This is a genomic window from Streptomyces lincolnensis (genome assembly GCF_021173675.1).
GTDB classification, from domain to species: Bacteria; Actinomycetota; Actinomycetes; order Streptomycetales; family Streptomycetaceae; genus Streptomyces; species Streptomyces lincolnensis_B.
Genome location: NZ_JAIHON010000006.1, coordinates 660,121 through 675,017, shown reverse-complemented (window position 1 = coordinate 675,017; position 14,897 = coordinate 660,121). Strand labels below are relative to the sequence as shown.

Below are 14,897 nucleotides of genomic sequence, written 5' to 3'. Positions count from 1 at the left end.
CTCCGGGCCCCTTCCTCGTGCCTGGCTGCTAGTCCTTGGCCTTCTTCGGCCGCCACACCACCAACGCGCTGGTCTGCTGGACCTCCTGGTACGGGACCAGGTCGCGGCGGTAGGAGGCGTGGACCGCGGCCTCGCGTTGCTGCATGGCCGCCGCGGCGCCGTCGAGTGCCGACTGGAGTTCGGCGACGCGCTGCTGGAGCGCGGCGACCTGGTTCTCCAGCTCGATGATGCGCTTGATGCCGGCCAGGTTGATGCCCTCGTCCTGCGACAACTGCTGGACGGTACGCAGCAGTTCGATGTCACGGGCCGAGTAGCGGCGGCCCCGGCCTGCCGTGCGGTCGGGGGAGACCAGGCCCAGACGGTCGTACTGGCGCAGGGTCTGCGGGTGCAGGCCGGAGAGCTGGGCAGCCACCGAGATGACGTAGACCGGAGTCTCCTCGGTCAGTTCATACGGGTTGCGTCGACGACCGTCCATCTGCCTCATGCTCCCTTCGCGGCCTGGAACAGCTCCGCCCGCGGGTCCTCGCCCGCGGTCGCCTCGCGATACGCCTCAAGTGCGTCACGAGCCTTCCCCGTCAGGTCCGCCGGAACACTCACCTCGACGGTGACCAGGAGGTCGCCGCGGGTGCCGTCCTTGCGGACCGCGCCCTTGCCACGGGCGCGCATGGTGCGGCCGTTGGGCGTGCCCGGCGGCAGCTTCAGCGTGACCGAGGGGCCGCCGAGGGTCGGGACCCGCACCTCGCCGCCGAGGGCCGCCTCGCTGAAGGTCACCGGGACGGTCACCGTGAGGTTGTCGTCCTTGCGGCCGAAGACCGGGTGGGCGTCGACATGCACGGTGACGTACAGGTCGCCGGCCGGGCCGCCGCGCTCGCCCGGCGCCCCCTTGCCGCGCAGCCGGATGCGCTGGCCGTCGTTGACCCCGGCGGGGATGCGGACCTGCATGGTCCGCGACGACTTGGCGCGTCCGCTGCCGTGGCAGACCTCGCAGGCCTCCTCGGCGATCAGGCCGCGGCCCTTGCAGTCGGGGCAGGGGTCGGTGAGCGAGAATCCGCCGCCCGAGCCCCTGGCCACCTGGCCGGTGCCGACGCAGGTCGGGCAGACCCGCGGGTTGCCGTTCTTGTCGCCGGTGCCGGAGCAGGCCTTGCAGGGCTGCTGCGAGGACATCCGCAGCGGGACCGTCGCCCCCTCGATCGCCTCGGTGAAGCTGAGGTTGACCTCGGTGTCGATGTCCTGGCCGCGACGGGGCTGGGTACGGGTCGTGCCCGTGCCGCCCCGGTTGAACAGGCCCCCGAAGACGTCACCGAGACCGCCGCCGAAGCCGCCGCCGGCCTGACCGCCCTGGGGGGCGCCTCCGAAGAGGTCGCCCAGGTCGAAGTTGAAGGAACCGCCGCTCGCGCCGGGCCCGGGACGGAAGCCACCGCTTCCGAACAGGGCGCGCGCCTCGTCGTACTCCTTGCGCTTCTTGGGGTCGCCGAGGATGTCGTTCGCCTCGGAGATCTCCTTGAAGCGCTCCTCGGCCTTGGCGTTGCCCTTGTTGGCGTCCGGGTGGTACTCGCGGGCGAGTTTCCGGTACGCCTTCTTGATCTCGGCCTCGGTGGCGTCCTTGGGAACGCCGAGGACCTTGTAGTAGTCCTTCTCGATGAAGTCCTTGGTGCTCATCCTCGACGTCCCTCCTCTCTCAGCGGTACAGCGTTCGGTTCACGCTCAGCCCTCGTCCGGGCCACCGCTCTCCTTGTCGTCGCCGGCCGCCGGGGCCTCGTCGGACCCCTCGGCCTTGACCGTCTGCGCCCCCGGCTGGGGTTCGGCCACCGCCACCCGCGCGGGGCGGATGGTGCGCTCGCCGAAGCGATACCCGGGCTGGAGAATCGCCACGCACGTCGTCTCGGTGACGTCGGGCGCGTAGCTGTGCATCAGGGCCTCGTGGATGGTCGGGTCGAAGGGCTCGCCCTCCTTGCCGAACTGCTGGAGTCCCATCTTCGCGGCCACGGTCTCCAACGACTCCGCGACGGACTTGAAGCCGCCGAGCAGTTCGCCGTGTTCCCGCGCGCGGCCGATGTCGTCGAGCACGGGCAGGAGCTCGGTGAGGAGGTTCGCGATGGCGATCTCCTTGACCGTGATCCGGTCCCGCTCGACCCGGCGGCGGTAGTTCTGGAACTCGGCCTGGAGCCGCTGGAGGTCGGCGGTGCGCTCTTCGAGCGCCTTGCGCGACTGGTCCAGCTGGGCCGTCAGACCGGCGATCTGAGCGTTAGCGTCCCCGGCCGGGGCCGCCCCCGCCTCCGAAGAGGGGGCGGCGGCCTGCGGCTCGGCGTCGTCGGGGGTGGCGCCGGAGGGGACGTCGGGCTTCTCGTCGAAGCCCGGGGTCTCCTCCGTCACGCGGCACCGTCCTTGCGCTCGTCGTCCACGATCTCGGCGTCCACGACGTCGTCGTCGGCCTTGGTGTCACCGGCCGCGGCGCCCTCGGAGGCACCGCCCGCGGCCTGCGCGCCCTGGGCGTCGGCGTACATGGCCTGGCCGAGCTTCTGCGAGACCGCGGCGACCTTCTCGGTGGCGGTGCGGATCTCGGCGGTGTCCTCGCCCTTGAGCGCGGCCTTCAGCTCCTCGACGGAGGCCTCGACCTCGGTCTTGATGTCGCCGGGGACCTTGTCCTCGTTGTCCTTGAGGAACTTCTCGGTCTGGTAGACGAGCTGCTCGCCCTGGTTGCGGGTCTCGGCGGCCTCGCGGCGCTTGTGGTCCTCCTCCGCGTACTGCTCGGCCTCCTGGCGCATGCGGTCGACCTCGTCCTTCGGCAGCGAGGAGCCGCCGGTGACGGTCATCTTCTGCTCCTTGCCCGTGCCCAGGTCCTTCGCGGTCACGTGCATGATGCCGTTGGCGTCGATGTCGAAGGCGACCTCGATCTGCGGGACGCCGCGCGGGGCCGGCGGAAGGCCCGTGAGCTCGAACATCCCGAGCTTCTTGTTGTACGCCGCGATCTCGCGCTCGCCCTGGTAGACCTGGATCTGCACGGAGGGCTGGTTGTCCTCGGCGGTGGTGAAGATCTCGGACCGCTTGGTCGGGATCGTCGTGTTCCGCTCGATGAGCTTGGTCATGATGCCGCCCTTGGTCTCGATACCGAGGGACAGCGGGGTGACGTCGAGGAGCAGGACGTCCTTGACCTCGCCCTTGAGGACACCGGCCTGGAGGGCGGCGCCGATGGCGACGACCTCGTCCGGGTTCACGCCCTTGTTGGCCTCGTTGCCACCGGTCAGCTCCTTGACGAGCTCGGCGACGGCGGGCATACGGGTGGAGCCACCGACGAGAACGACGTGGTCGATCTCGGAGAGGGCGATCCCGGCGTCCTTGATCACGTTGTGGAACGGCGTCTTGCAGCGCTCCAGGAGGTCCGCGGTCAGCTGCTGGAACTGGGCGCGGGTGAGCTTCTCGTCCAGGTGCAGCGGGCCCTCGGCGGACGCCGTGATGTAGGGCAGGTTGATCGAGGTCTCGGTGGAGGAGGACAGCTCGATCTTGGCCTTCTCGGCGGCCTCACGCAGGCGCTGGAGGGCCATCTTGTCCTTGCCCAGGTCCACGCCGTGGCCGGACTGGAACTGCTGGACCAGGTAGTCGACGACGCGCTGGTCCCAGTCGTCACCACCGAGGTGGTTGTCACCGTTGGTGGCCTTCACCTCGACGACGCCGTCGCCGATCTCCAGCAGGGACACGTCGAAGGTGCCGCCACCGAGGTCGAAGACGAGGATCGTCTGGTCGTCCTTGTCGAGGCCGTACGCCAGGGCGGCGGCGGTGGGCTCGTTGACGATCCGCAGGACGTTCAGGCCGGCGATCTCGCCGGCCTCCTTGGTCGCCTGGCGCTCGGAGTCGTTGAAGTACGCCGGAACGGTGATGACCGCGTCGGTCACCTTCTCGCCCAGGTAGGCCTCGGCGTCCCGCTTCAGCTTCTGGAGGATGAACGCGGAGATCTGCTGCGGGTTGAAGGGCTTCCCGTCGAGCTCGATCTTCCAGTCCGTGCCCATGTGGCGCTTGACGGAGCGGATGGTCCGGTCCACGTTCGTGACCGCCTGGCGCTTGGCCACCTCGCCGACCAGCACCTCGCCGTTCTTGGCGAAGGCGACGACGGACGGCGTGGTCCTGGCGCCCTCGGCGTTGGTGATGACGGTGGGCTCGCCGCCCTCCAGAACGCTGACGACGGAGTTAGTCGTGCCCAGGTCGATGCCGACCGCACGTGCCATGGTGATTTCCTCCAGCTGACTTGAGTGGAACAGACTCAAGTGTGCACGACGGCCGCCGATGGGTCAACAGACCTGAGTCATGCAGACTCAACTCTTATCCGTTCCTTACACGCAACTGGGCCCTGACCTGCGCATTCATGGATCGCCGAGAGCTCTGGGGCTTGACGTGGGGCTTGATGTGGGGCCTGTTGTGCGGCTTGCTGCGGAGCAGTGCGAGTACGACGATCAGGGCTCCCGCCGCCACCCAGAGCACCCCGGATCCGTCGACCCGGCCCAGATGCACGAGGACGGCGACGAGTACCCCGCAGGACGCCCCGACACCCAGCACGACGGTCGCCCCGCGCGCGGTGAGCCCGAGGCGCCCGAGCCGGTGCGCGAGATGGTCGGGGCCGCCCCGCAGCAGGGGCCGTCGGGCGAGGACGACGAGGAGGACGTCGGCGGCCACGACCGCCGTCAGCGCGAACAGCACCCCCGCACCGGAGCCGGCCCCCCGCCCGGCCTGGGTCGTCACGGCCGCCGCCGCGAGCAGGAACCCGCCGAACAGCGCCCCGCCCGCCCCGAGCCCCACGCGCGCGGGATGCCAGTTGGACATCAGGAACCCGGTCAGCGCGGCGGCGAGCACGCTCAGGAGCACGGCGAGCCCGTCCATCACCTCGGCCGCCGCGCAGATCCCCACCCCGAAGGCGGTGACGACCCCGACGGTCCCGGCAAGCCCGTCGGCATGGTCCAGCGCCTTGAAGCCGAGGGCGCCGAAGACGATCCAGCCGACGGCGAGCGACCCCGCGAGCGGCCCGGTCTCCGCGTACGGGACCACACAGGCCGCCGCCAGGGCCGTACCGCCGACGAGGAAGCGCATCTTGACCCGCCGTACGTCCGCGACGAACCCGAGGACGGCGACGGCCACCGCGCCGGCCAGCAGCCGCCCGACGCCCTCCCCGAGGCGGGCGGTCCCGGTCCACTGCCCCACCCCGGCGACGGCGCCGACGGCGAGCACGACGGCCACGCCACCGGAGAGTGGCAGCGGCCGTCGCCACCGTCGGTCGACGATGCCGAGGCGCAGCGCGAGCGACCGCAGGGCGGTCGCCAGGACGGCGGCGAGGAACAGGGCGGAGGTGGCGGCGGTGATCCCGTAGAGCACGGGCCTAAGCTAGCGCCGTTTGTACCAATTCGACACGAATAACACGATCGGGTTTTAAGGTAACCCTCAGCGATTCAGATCACTCCGCACCCGGCTACAGTGCGGCGGAGGATGGGGGTAGTCTCAGACGGACTGCATAAGTTACCGCTTAGTAATCTCGGGGAATCCTAGGTTGGGTCCCCCCGAAACCCCTCGCAGGCCCGAGGAGCCCCGAAATGCAACTCGCCGCGATCATCGTGTCGCTGGTACTGACCGTGGTCGGCGTGGCGCTGCTGGCACGCGCCATCGGCCAGTTCGTCCGGTACTTCAAACTGGGCCAGCCGCTGCCCGCCGGCGCCCGCACCGACAACCCCTACGCGCGCAGCGTGACGCTGGTGCGGGAGTTCCTCGGTCACACCCGGATGAACCGGTGGGGCATCGTCGGCTTCGCCCACTGGTTCGTGGCGATCGGCTTCCTGACGCTGCCGCCGACCATCATCACCGCCTACGGCCAGCTCTTCCAGGCCGACTGGACGCTCCCGGTGATCGGCGGCTTCCTGCCGTACGAGCTGTACATCGAGTTCATCGCGGCGATGACGACCGTCGGCATCGCGGTCCTGATGGTCATCCGGCTGCTGAACCTGCCCTCGCGACCCGGCCGCAAGTCCCGCTTCGCGGGCTCCAAGATGGGTCAGGCGTACTTCGTCGAGTACGTCATCCTCACCATCGGCCTCGCCATCTACGTGCTGCGCGGCCTGGAGGGCGCGATCCACCACGTGGAGCACTACGAGGCCGCGTACTTCGCCTCGTACCCGCTGGTCCTGGCCTTCAAGGGCCTGAGCGTCGGCGCGCTGCAGAACCTGATCTACCTCACCGCCATGATCAAGCTGGGCACGACCATGATCTGGATGATCACGGTCTCGCTGAACACCAACATGGGTGTGGCCTGGCACCGTTTCCTGGCCTTCCCGAACATCTGGTTCAAGCGCAACGCCACCGGTGAGACGGCCCTCGGCGGACTCCAGCCGATGACCTCGGGCGGCAAGCCGATCGACTTCACCGACCCCGGTGACGACGACGTCTTCGGCGTCTCCCAGGTCGAGCAGTTCTCCTGGAAGGGCCTGCTGGACTTCTCCACCTGCACCGAGTGCGGCCGCTGCCAGTCGCAGTGCCCGGCCTGGAACACCGGCAAGCCCCTCTCCCCCAAGCTCCTGATCATGTCGCTGCGCGACCACGCGCACGCCAAGGCGCCGTATCTGCTGGCCGGTGGCGGCAAGACCATGGAGGGCGAGGAGAAGGCGTCGGAGGAGCAGCTGGCCGGTGTCCCGGCCGCGGCTCTGGCGGAGGCCGAGCGCCCGCTGATCGGCACCGCCGAGGAGAACGGCGTCATCGACCCGGACGTCCTGTGGTCCTGCACCACCTGCGGCGCCTGCGTCGAGCAGTGCCCCGTCGACATCGAGCACGTCGACCACATCGTCGACATGCGCCGCTACCAGGTGATGATCGAGTCCGCGTTCCCGTCCGAGGCGGGCACGATGCTCAAGAACCTGGAGAAGAAGGGCAACCCCTGGGGCCTGGCGAAGAAGCAGCGCCTGGAGTGGCTCAAGGAGGTCGACTTCGAGGTCCCGGTCGTCGGCAAGGACATCGAGGACCTCTCCGAGGTCGAGTACCTGTACTGGGTCGGCTGCGCCGGCGCCCTGGAGGACCGCGCGAAGAAGACCACCAAGGCCTTCGCGGAACTCCTCCACATGGCGGGCGTCAAGTTCGCCATCATGGGCGGCGACGAGAAGTGCACGGGTGACTCGGCGCGGAGGCTGGGCAACGAGCCCCTGTTCCAGGAGCTCGGCATGGAGAACGTCATGGCACTGAACATGGCGTTCGGCGAGGAGACCGACGACGAGGGCAAGGTGATCCCCGAGTCGGCGAAGCCCAAGTCGGCCAAGAAGATCGTCGCCACCTGCCCGCACTGCCTGAACACCCTCGGCAACGAGTACCCGCAGCTCGGCGGCGACTACGAGGTCATCCACCACACCCAGCTCCTCCAGCACCTGGTGGACGAGGGCAAGCTGGTCCCGGTGACCCCGGTCGAGGGCATCATCACCTACCACGACCCCTGCTACCTGGGCCGCCACAACAAGATCTACACGCCCCCGCGCGAGATCATGACCGCCGTCCCCGGCCTGCGTCAGCAGGAGATGCACCGCCACAAGGAACGCGGCTTCTGCTGCGGCGCCGGTGGCGCGCGGATGTGGATGGAGGAGCGGATCGGCAAGCGCATCAACAACGAGCGTGTGGACGAGGCTCTGTCGGTGAACCCCGACATCGTCTCCACGGCCTGCCCGTTCTGCCTGGTCATGCTGACCGACTCGGTCAACGGCAAGAAGAACGATGGCAAGGCCAAGGAGTCCATCCAGGTCGTCGACGTGGCCCAGCTGCTGCTGGAGTCGGTGAAGACGCCGGTGGATCCGCAGGACGCGGCGGAGTCGGAGAGTGCGCCGGAGCCGGAGCCGGTGAAGTAGCCGCCGCTGTAAGCGCGTTGAGACGCCCCCTGTCCTTCCCGGGCAGGGGGCGTCGGCGTTCAGAAGTGTGTGGCGATCCCGAACGCCCGGCGGAGTTGGGCCATGTCGTGCCGGTCGCGCTCGGACGGCTCGTAGCCCTGATGGAAGCGGACCTGCTGCTCGGCGGACAGACACGGAACCGTCGTCCCACCGATGGTGCCGGTCACGAAACACGAGGCGGGGTAGGCGAAGGGGCGTTCCGGATCGGGCGAGACCTGGAGCGCGGAGCCGTCGTCGGCGAAGACCAGCGGGTGCAGATCGATCTCCCGCCCGTCCGCGGCCGTCACGACGAACCGAATCGGCCTCCACTCCAGTGTCTCCACGAACCCCGCCCCGGCGAGAGCCGCCACCACAGCAGGCTCCTGTTCCTGCCGGTGCACGAGGTCCAGGTCCCGATGCTCCCGGGTCTGCTCCCCCACCAGGGCGTCGATCCCCCAGCCGCCACCGATCCAGACATCGGCCCCCGCCTGTCGCAGCAGGGCCAGGACGGACAACACGTCGTCAGCCGTCATCACGGGACGAACTCCTCCTCATCACAGCCGCATCAAAGGTTTACCGAACTCACGTACAACCCTTACTGAACAACAGGGGTCTCCTGATCGCCCACAGACACCGGATGCCCGCCACGCATCCCCCGCATGCCGCAGGAGAACCCGCATGCACCAGCACCACCTCCGCCTCGCACTCGCCACGGCCACCGCCGCCGCGCTGACGGGCGGGCTGCTCACCTTCTCGGCCGTGACCGCGACCGCCGCGGACTCCACGACGGTCCCGCAGGCCGACTTCAACGGCGACGGCAAGGGCGACGTGGCCTTCCACGCGTCGACCGCCTACGTGGCGGGCAAGAAGGACGCCGGCCAGTTCGTCGCCGTCTACGGCACCAGCACCGGCGTGTCCTCCGCCAAGCGCCACACGATCAGCCAGAACACCGCCGGCGTCCCCGGCGACGCCGAGGCCGGCGACCACTTCGCCAACGACCTGGCGTACGCAGACTTCAACGGCGACGGCTACGACGACCTCGCGGTGAGCTCCGCCGGCGAGGACCTCGGCAAGGACGTGGACGCCGGCGCGGTCGCCATCCTGTGGGGCTCGGCCTCCGGCATCACCGGCAAGGCCGTCCCCGTCAACGACCCGGCCCCCACCTCGCACGACTTCTGGGGCAGCACCATCGCCGCCGGCGACTTCGACGGCGACGGCAGGGCCGACCTGGCCGTCGGCAGCACCGGCGCCACCATCCATGTCTTCAAGGGCGGCTTCACCACCGCCGGCACCGCGGGCGGCCGCTACACCATCAAGCCCCCGATCGCGGGCACGAACGGCGACGGACCGATCAACCTGACCGCCGGCGACGTCAACGGCGACCGCCGCACCGACCTCGTCGTCGACGGCTACGAGACCGTCACCGAGAACGGCTGGAACCGCAACTGGTTCGTCCCCGGCACCGCGAGCGGCCTGAGCATGGCTTCGTCCCAGACCCTCAAGCCCGGCGTGATCACCGCGATCGGCGACATCAACGCCGACGGCTACGGCGACATCGTCACCGGCGCGTACTGGAACTCGACCACCGAGGACGGCCAGACGATGCCCGACGCCGCCAAGGGCGGCAAGGTCTGGGTGACCAACGGCTCGGCGAGCGGCCCCGCCACGGTCACCGGCATCACCCAGGAGACCGGCAACGTCCCCGGCTCCTCCGAGACCGACGACTGGTTCGGCTACGAGCTCGACCTCGGTGACGTCAACGGCGACACCTACCTCGACCTCGTCGTCGGCGTGGCCGGAGAGGACCTCGGCGGCGCCGCCGACACCGGCTCGGTCGCCGTCCTCTACGGCACCGCGAACGGCCTGGACACCACCTCCGGCATCCAGTCCTTCGCGCAGAACACCGCGGGCGTGCCCGGCGCCGACGAGCACGAGGACTGGTTCGGCCTCGACGTCAAGCTCGACGACGTCACCGGCGACGGCCGCGCCGATCTCCTCGTCGGCTCCGCCGAGAACGCCGGCAACGGCGCGGTGACCTACCTGCCCTCCAACGGCACGAAGATCACCACCTCCGGCTCCCGCACGCTCTCCCCGAGCACCTCGGGCGTCTCGACGACGGGATCGCCGTTCTTCGGGGCGAACTTCGCGGACTGACCCGGCGTGGCGCGTCCCCTGACGGCGGCCCCTACGGCATTCCCCTGAGCGGACTCCCTCCGCTCTCTTGGATGTCCCTTAGGGGATGTCACAGCTCGGCCGCAAAGCCGGGCCCGATCCACCGGGCCCGGCACGTCATTCTCCGGGACCAGGTACGTTCGAAGACGTGGCTGGATTCAGGATCGGACGCGGCGGCCGGGACAACCGCGCCCCGCAAGCGCGACCGCAACAACCCCCGCACGGACAGCAGGCGCCCCAGGGACCGTCGTACGGCTACCCGCCGGCGGCGCCTCAGCCGTACCCGCAACAGCAGCCGTCGTACGGCCGCGGCGGCGGCAGCCCGTGGCCGCAGACGAACGGCGGTCACCCGGGGCCCGGCGGCTACGGCGCACACGGCGGACACGCGGCTCAGGGCGGGCACGGCGAGCCGGAGTACTTCGGCGACGACCCCGCACACCACGCCCCCCAGGGCGGCCCCGACCCGTACGCGGCCAACAACCCCGGCCACACGCAGGCGTTCTCGGTCGGCGAGGACCCGTACACCCAGGGCGCGACCTACCAGGCGGGCTCGGCCCCGGCCGGCCCGATCGGCCCGCGCCTGCACTGGAAGCAACTGCTGCGGGGCATCTTCCTGTCCCCCAACCAGACCTTCCTCCAGATGCGGGACTACACGATGTGGGGCCCGGCCCTCGTCGTGTCCTTCCTCTACGGCCTGCTCGCGGTCTTCGGCTTCGACGGCGCCCGCGAGGACGCGATCAACGCGACCCTCTCGAACGCGGTCCCGATCGTCCTGGTCACCGCGGTGGCGATGGTGCTGTCGTCCTTCGTCCTGGGCGTGGTCACCCACAGCCTGGCCCGCCAGCTCGGCGGCGACGGCGCCTGGCAGCCCACGGTCGGCCTCTCCATGCTGATCATGTCCCTCACGGACGCCCCCCGCCTCGTCTTCGCCATGTTCCTCGGCGGCGACGCCCCCTTCGTCCAGATCCTCGGCTGGGCCACCTGGGTGGTGGCCGGCGCCCTGCTCACCCTCATGGTCTCCAAGTCCCACGACCTGCCGTGGCCGAAGGCGCTGGGCGCGTCGGCGATCCAGCTGATCGCGTTGCTGTCGATCGTGAAGCTGGGCACGTTCTGAGTTTCCGCGCACCTACGACGAGGGAGGGCCCCGGTGACCACCGGGGCCCTCCCTCTGTCTCCGGGGTCTCTTAGGCGAATCTCCGCGTGCCTCTGAGGCGAATCTCCGCGCGTCCTCAGACCACGGCGCCCGAATCCCGCGCCCCGTCGCGTCGCTCCAGCGGACCGCGGGCCCCGCTGTCCCCCCTGTTCCCGCTGCGCTTGGGGCGCACCGGCGGTGCCGGGTGGCCGCCCTCCAGCTGCACGGCGATCGGCACGGCGGTGAACACCGTCGACGCCATGCCGATCACCACGCCCGCGATCAGCGCCACCGAGAAGTCCGCGAGCGAGTCACCGCCGAGCACGGCCAGGGCCGCCAGGATGAACAGCGCGCCCATACCGGTGTTGACCGTGCGCGGCAGCGTCTGGACGACGGCCTTGTTCGCGGTGGTCTCCAGATCCACCGCCGGATCGCGGCGACGCCCCTCGCGCACCCGGTCGAAGACGACGACGGTGTCATTGACGGAGTACCCGATGACGGTGAGCAGGGCCGCCAGGAAGACGCTGTCGACGGGCTTGCCGAGCCAGGCGAACAGGCCCACCACGAGCAGCACGTCGTGCACCATGGCCGCCACCGCGGCGGCGGCGAACGTCCACCGGAACCGCACGCTGAGGTAGATCAGCTGGGCCGCGACGGCGATGCCGAGCGCGATGAGCGCGTTCCGGCGCAGCTCGTCGCCGAGGCTCGGGCCGATCAGCTCGTCCCGCTCGACGGTGACCTCGCCGCCCTCCTCCGCCAGCGCCGTTCTGATCGTGTGCTGCTGGTCGTTGCTCAGCTCACCGGTTCGGACCGAGATGTCCCCGTCCCCCGACTCCTGCACCACCGCGCGCGGGAATCCGGCGTCCGTGACCGCCGTGCGCGCCGCGTCGATGTCCACGGGCCTGCTGGTGCTGTACTCCACCAGGCGCCCGCCGGTGAACTCCACCCCGAGGTCCAGGCCCCGCAGCCCGATTCCGGCGACGGCGACCAGGATCAGCAGCCCGCTGACGCCGAGCCAACGGCGCCGGTGGCGCACCGGGCGGGGGTCGCGCCGCGCGAGCCAGGTGCGCACCCGGCCGGTGGAGGCGATCCCGGTCAGGCCGGGCCGCTCACGCACGAAACGGCGCCGGATCGCGAAGTCGGCGAGGACCCGGGTGATCACCAGCGCCGAGATCATCGAGACCAGGACGCCGATGGAGAGCGTGATGCCGAAGCCCTTGACGGGTCCGGTCGCGAAGAAGAAGAGCAGCCCGGCCGCGAGCAGCGTGGTCACGTTCGAGTCGACGACCGCGCTGAAGGCCTTGCCGAAGCCGGTGCGCAGCGGTGTGTCCAGCCGGCCCGAGGCCGACTTCAGGACGCGGGCCGCCAGATACTCCTCGCGGGCCCGCTCGAAGACCAGCACGTTGGCGTCCACCGCCATGCCGATCGCCAGCACGAAACCGGCGAGTCCGGGCAGGGTCAGAGTCGCGCCCAGGGCGACCAGTGCGGCGTAGGAGATCAGTCCGTACAGCGCGAGCGCGAGGGTGGCCAGGGCGCCGAGCAGCCGGTAGACGACGAGGATGAACAGCCCCGTCAGGGCGAGCCCGATGATCGCGGCCTGGGTGCTGGCGGCGATGGCGTCGGCGCCGAGCGTGGGGCCGACGGTGCGCTGCTCCACGACCTCCACGGGCACCGGCAGCGCACCGCCCTTGACGAGCGCGGCCAGCTCGCGGGCCTCTTCCCGGCCGAAGCCGCCGGTGATCTGCGTGGAGCCGCCGGAGATGCCGACCTCGCACGCCACGTCCGCGTTGACACCGGGCGCCGAGAGGATCTTGCCGTCCAGGACGATCGCGACGCGCCGCTCGGGGGCGCCCTGCGGGGCACAGGCCGCCGCCCCGGTGATCCGCGCCCAGTCCTTGCCCGCCTGCCCGCGGAAGCCGAGGTTGACCGTCCAGCCCGACATCGTCTGCTGGTCGAGCACCGCCTCGGCGTCCTTGACGCCGTCGCCGGTGAGGGCGGGGGGCCCGAGTTCGAGGTACGCCCCCGTCTGATCGGGGTCGGCCAGGGTGCGCGAGCCGTCCTTGGCCGGCTCCCCCTTGTTCCCGTCCCGCGTGTCCGTCACGCCCCGCACCGGGTGGACGGTCAACTGCGCGGTACGGCCGATGACTTCGGCCGCCTCCCGCGGGTCCTGCACCCCGGGCAGCTCGACGAAGATCCGCTGCTGTCCGGACCGGTACAGGCTCGGCTCGGACACCCCGAGCGCGTCGACCCGCTGGCGGAGCACCTCCAGGGCCCGCTGGGTCGATTCGGCATCGGCCTCGACGACGGGTGAGTCTCTGGTCTCCAGGACGATCTGGGTACCGCCGCGCAGGTCGAGGCCGAGGCGGGGGGACTGGGTGAGGGCGAAGAAGAGCGAGGCGGCGATCACACCCAGGGCGACGATCGCCCGCCAGATGGGCGCGCGAGATGTGGGTGCTTGTGGCTTGGGGGCTTGTGACTTGGACGCGCGGGACATGGACGCGCGAGGCGTGGGCGTGCGAGGCGTGGGCGCATGAGACAGAGGCTCACGAGACATGGGTTCTCCACGATGGGCAGGCAGACGGATTCGACGTCTGCGCCGGGCGCGGAGGCGAACGGTCAGGCGTCGATACGGACTTCGGTGCCGGTGCTCCATCGGGACGGCGGCCCGCGCGGGCGGTACGCCTGGCCACCCCGGCCCGCTCCCGGCACCTCGCCCGCCACGGCGACGGCGGGCCCACCGACAGCGCGGTGCGGGGCCACATCCCCGGCACCAGGGCCCAGGAAACCGTGGACCGGGTACGGCACGACGTCCGCGTGGGCGCGGCCGAGCACGGGGTGCGCCCCGGTGACGGGCCGCTGCGCGTCGACGGCCGGGGATGCCTGCGCGGTCGCGGGCGCCGCCGTGGCCGTACCCGTCGAGGACGGGCGGGACACCGGCGCCGACTTGGCCGACATCGGCAGGAAGAAGGTCAGGACCGCGAGCAGCGCGGAGAGCACGACGGCGGCCGGACGCGCGCGATGCACCCAGTGCCGCTGCACGCCTCTTGCCCCCCGGTCAAGTCGTCGTACGCCATCAGCGGCCGGCCCTGCGAGCCGACAGCCCGGCTCGTCCGCCGTCAGACACACGAACGCGGCCGGACGCCCGAAGGTTCCCGACTCACGGCAGGAATATCACCGCTGCCGACCGGTGACGGCCGACGAGACCGATCAGACCGCTTCCTTGTTCTCCTTGGGCGCCTCACCGGACTTGTGCACGGGAGGCAGGACACTCCAGGGGAAGTTGATCCAGTCGTCGGTACGCTTCCAGACGTACTCGCACTTCACCAGGGACTGGGACTTCTCGTAGATGACGGCGCTACGGACCTCGGCGACGGTGTCGACGCAGAAGTCGCGCACCAGCTTGAGCGTCTTGCCGGTGTCGGCGACGTCGTCGGTGATGAGGACCTTCTTGGAGGAGAAGTCGATGGCGTTGGGGACGGGCGCGAGCATGACGGGCATGTCGAGGGTGGTGCCGACGCCGGTGTAGAACTCGACGTTCACCAGGTGGATGTTCTTGCAGTCGAGGGCGTAGGCGAGCCCGCCGGCGACGAAGACGCCCCCGCGGGCGATGGAGAGCACGATGTCGGGCTCGTAGCCGTCGTCGGCGATGGTCTGCGCGAGTTCGCGGACGGCGGTGCCGAACGCCTCGTAGGTCAGGTTCTCCCGTACGTCGCTCATGG

12 protein-coding genes are annotated in these 14,897 nt (G+C 70.4%); 3 read left to right on the top strand and 9 right to left on the bottom strand.

What is annotated here, in order from left to right; all coding sequences use genetic code 11:
• Positions 1 to 28: 28 nt before the first annotated feature.
• The 5 genes from K4B79_RS20720 to K4B79_RS20700 form a co-directional block, all read right to left on the bottom strand.
• Entirely contained in the window at positions 29 to 475 is a 447-nt protein-coding gene (locus K4B79_RS20720) for a heat shock protein transcriptional repressor HspR (RefSeq protein WP_232028280.1), read from the bottom strand.
• Between the two features lie 5 nt (positions 476 to 480).
• Positions 481 to 1,659 carry a molecular chaperone DnaJ gene (gene dnaJ, locus K4B79_RS20715; RefSeq protein WP_232028279.1) on the bottom strand — a complete coding sequence of 393 codons (1,179 nt, stop codon included), beginning with the start codon at positions 1,657 to 1,659 and terminating at the stop codon, positions 481 to 483.
• A gap of 45 nt (positions 1,660 to 1,704) precedes the next feature.
• Complete coding sequence (grpE, locus tag K4B79_RS20710) at positions 1,705 to 2,373, bottom strand: nucleotide exchange factor GrpE (protein WP_232028278.1); 669 nt, start codon at positions 2,371 to 2,373, stop codon at positions 1,705 to 1,707.
• Entirely contained in the window at positions 2,370 to 4,220 is a 1,851-nt protein-coding gene (gene dnaK, locus K4B79_RS20705; RefSeq protein ID WP_232028277.1) for a molecular chaperone DnaK, read from the bottom strand. Before dnaK ends, grpE begins: the two co-directional genes overlap by 4 nt.
• A 94-nt stretch (positions 4,221 to 4,314) precedes the next feature.
• On the bottom strand, positions 4,315 to 5,358 hold the full coding sequence (locus tag K4B79_RS20700) for an undecaprenyl/decaprenyl-phosphate alpha-N-acetylglucosaminyl 1-phosphate transferase (protein WP_232028276.1): 1,044 nt from the start codon (positions 5,356 to 5,358) through the stop codon (positions 4,315 to 4,317).
• A 215-nt stretch (positions 5,359 to 5,573) separates the two neighbouring features.
• Between K4B79_RS20700 and K4B79_RS20695 the strand changes: the two genes are divergently transcribed.
• Positions 5,574 to 7,856, top strand: a complete 2,283-nt coding sequence (locus tag K4B79_RS20695) for a heterodisulfide reductase-related iron-sulfur binding cluster (protein WP_232028275.1) — start codon at positions 5,574 to 5,576, stop codon at positions 7,854 to 7,856.
• A 59-nt stretch (positions 7,857 to 7,915) separates the two neighbouring features.
• Here the strand turns inward: K4B79_RS20695 and K4B79_RS20690 are convergent, their stop codons facing one another.
• Positions 7,916 to 8,407: a nucleotidyltransferase domain-containing protein gene (locus tag K4B79_RS20690; RefSeq protein WP_232028274.1), complete on the bottom strand. Its 492-nt coding sequence runs from the start codon at positions 8,405 to 8,407 to the stop codon at positions 7,916 to 7,918.
• Between the two features lie 145 nt (positions 8,408 to 8,552).
• Between K4B79_RS20690 and K4B79_RS20685 the strand changes: the two genes are divergently transcribed.
• Entirely contained in the window at positions 8,553 to 10,028 is a 1,476-nt protein-coding gene (locus K4B79_RS20685) for a VCBS repeat-containing protein (protein ID WP_232028273.1), read from the top strand.
• Positions 10,029 to 10,113: 85 nt separating this feature from the next.
• On the top strand, positions 10,114 to 11,160 hold the full coding sequence (locus K4B79_RS20680; protein ID WP_232028272.1) for a Yip1 family protein: 1,047 nt from the start codon (positions 10,114 to 10,116) through the stop codon (positions 11,158 to 11,160).
• A 115-nt stretch (positions 11,161 to 11,275) separates the two neighbouring features.
• Here the strand turns inward: K4B79_RS20680 and secD are convergent, their stop codons facing one another.
• The 3 genes from secD to K4B79_RS20665 form a co-directional block, all read right to left on the bottom strand.
• A complete protein-coding gene (gene secD, locus K4B79_RS20675) occupies positions 11,276 to 13,672 on the bottom strand; it encodes a protein translocase subunit SecD (RefSeq protein ID WP_232028271.1) in 2,397 nt (798 codons plus the stop codon).
• Positions 13,673 to 13,794: 122 nt separating this feature from the next.
• Positions 13,795 to 14,217 (bottom strand): hypothetical protein, encoded by a 423-nt coding sequence (locus K4B79_RS20670; protein WP_232028270.1) that lies wholly within the window; start codon positions 14,215 to 14,217, stop codon positions 13,795 to 13,797.
• A 168-nt stretch (positions 14,218 to 14,385) separates the two neighbouring features.
• Positions 14,386 to 14,895, bottom strand: a complete 510-nt coding sequence (locus K4B79_RS20665) for a phosphoribosyltransferase (protein WP_232028269.1) — start codon at positions 14,893 to 14,895, stop codon at positions 14,386 to 14,388.
• Between the last annotated feature and the right edge of the window lie 2 nt (positions 14,896 to 14,897).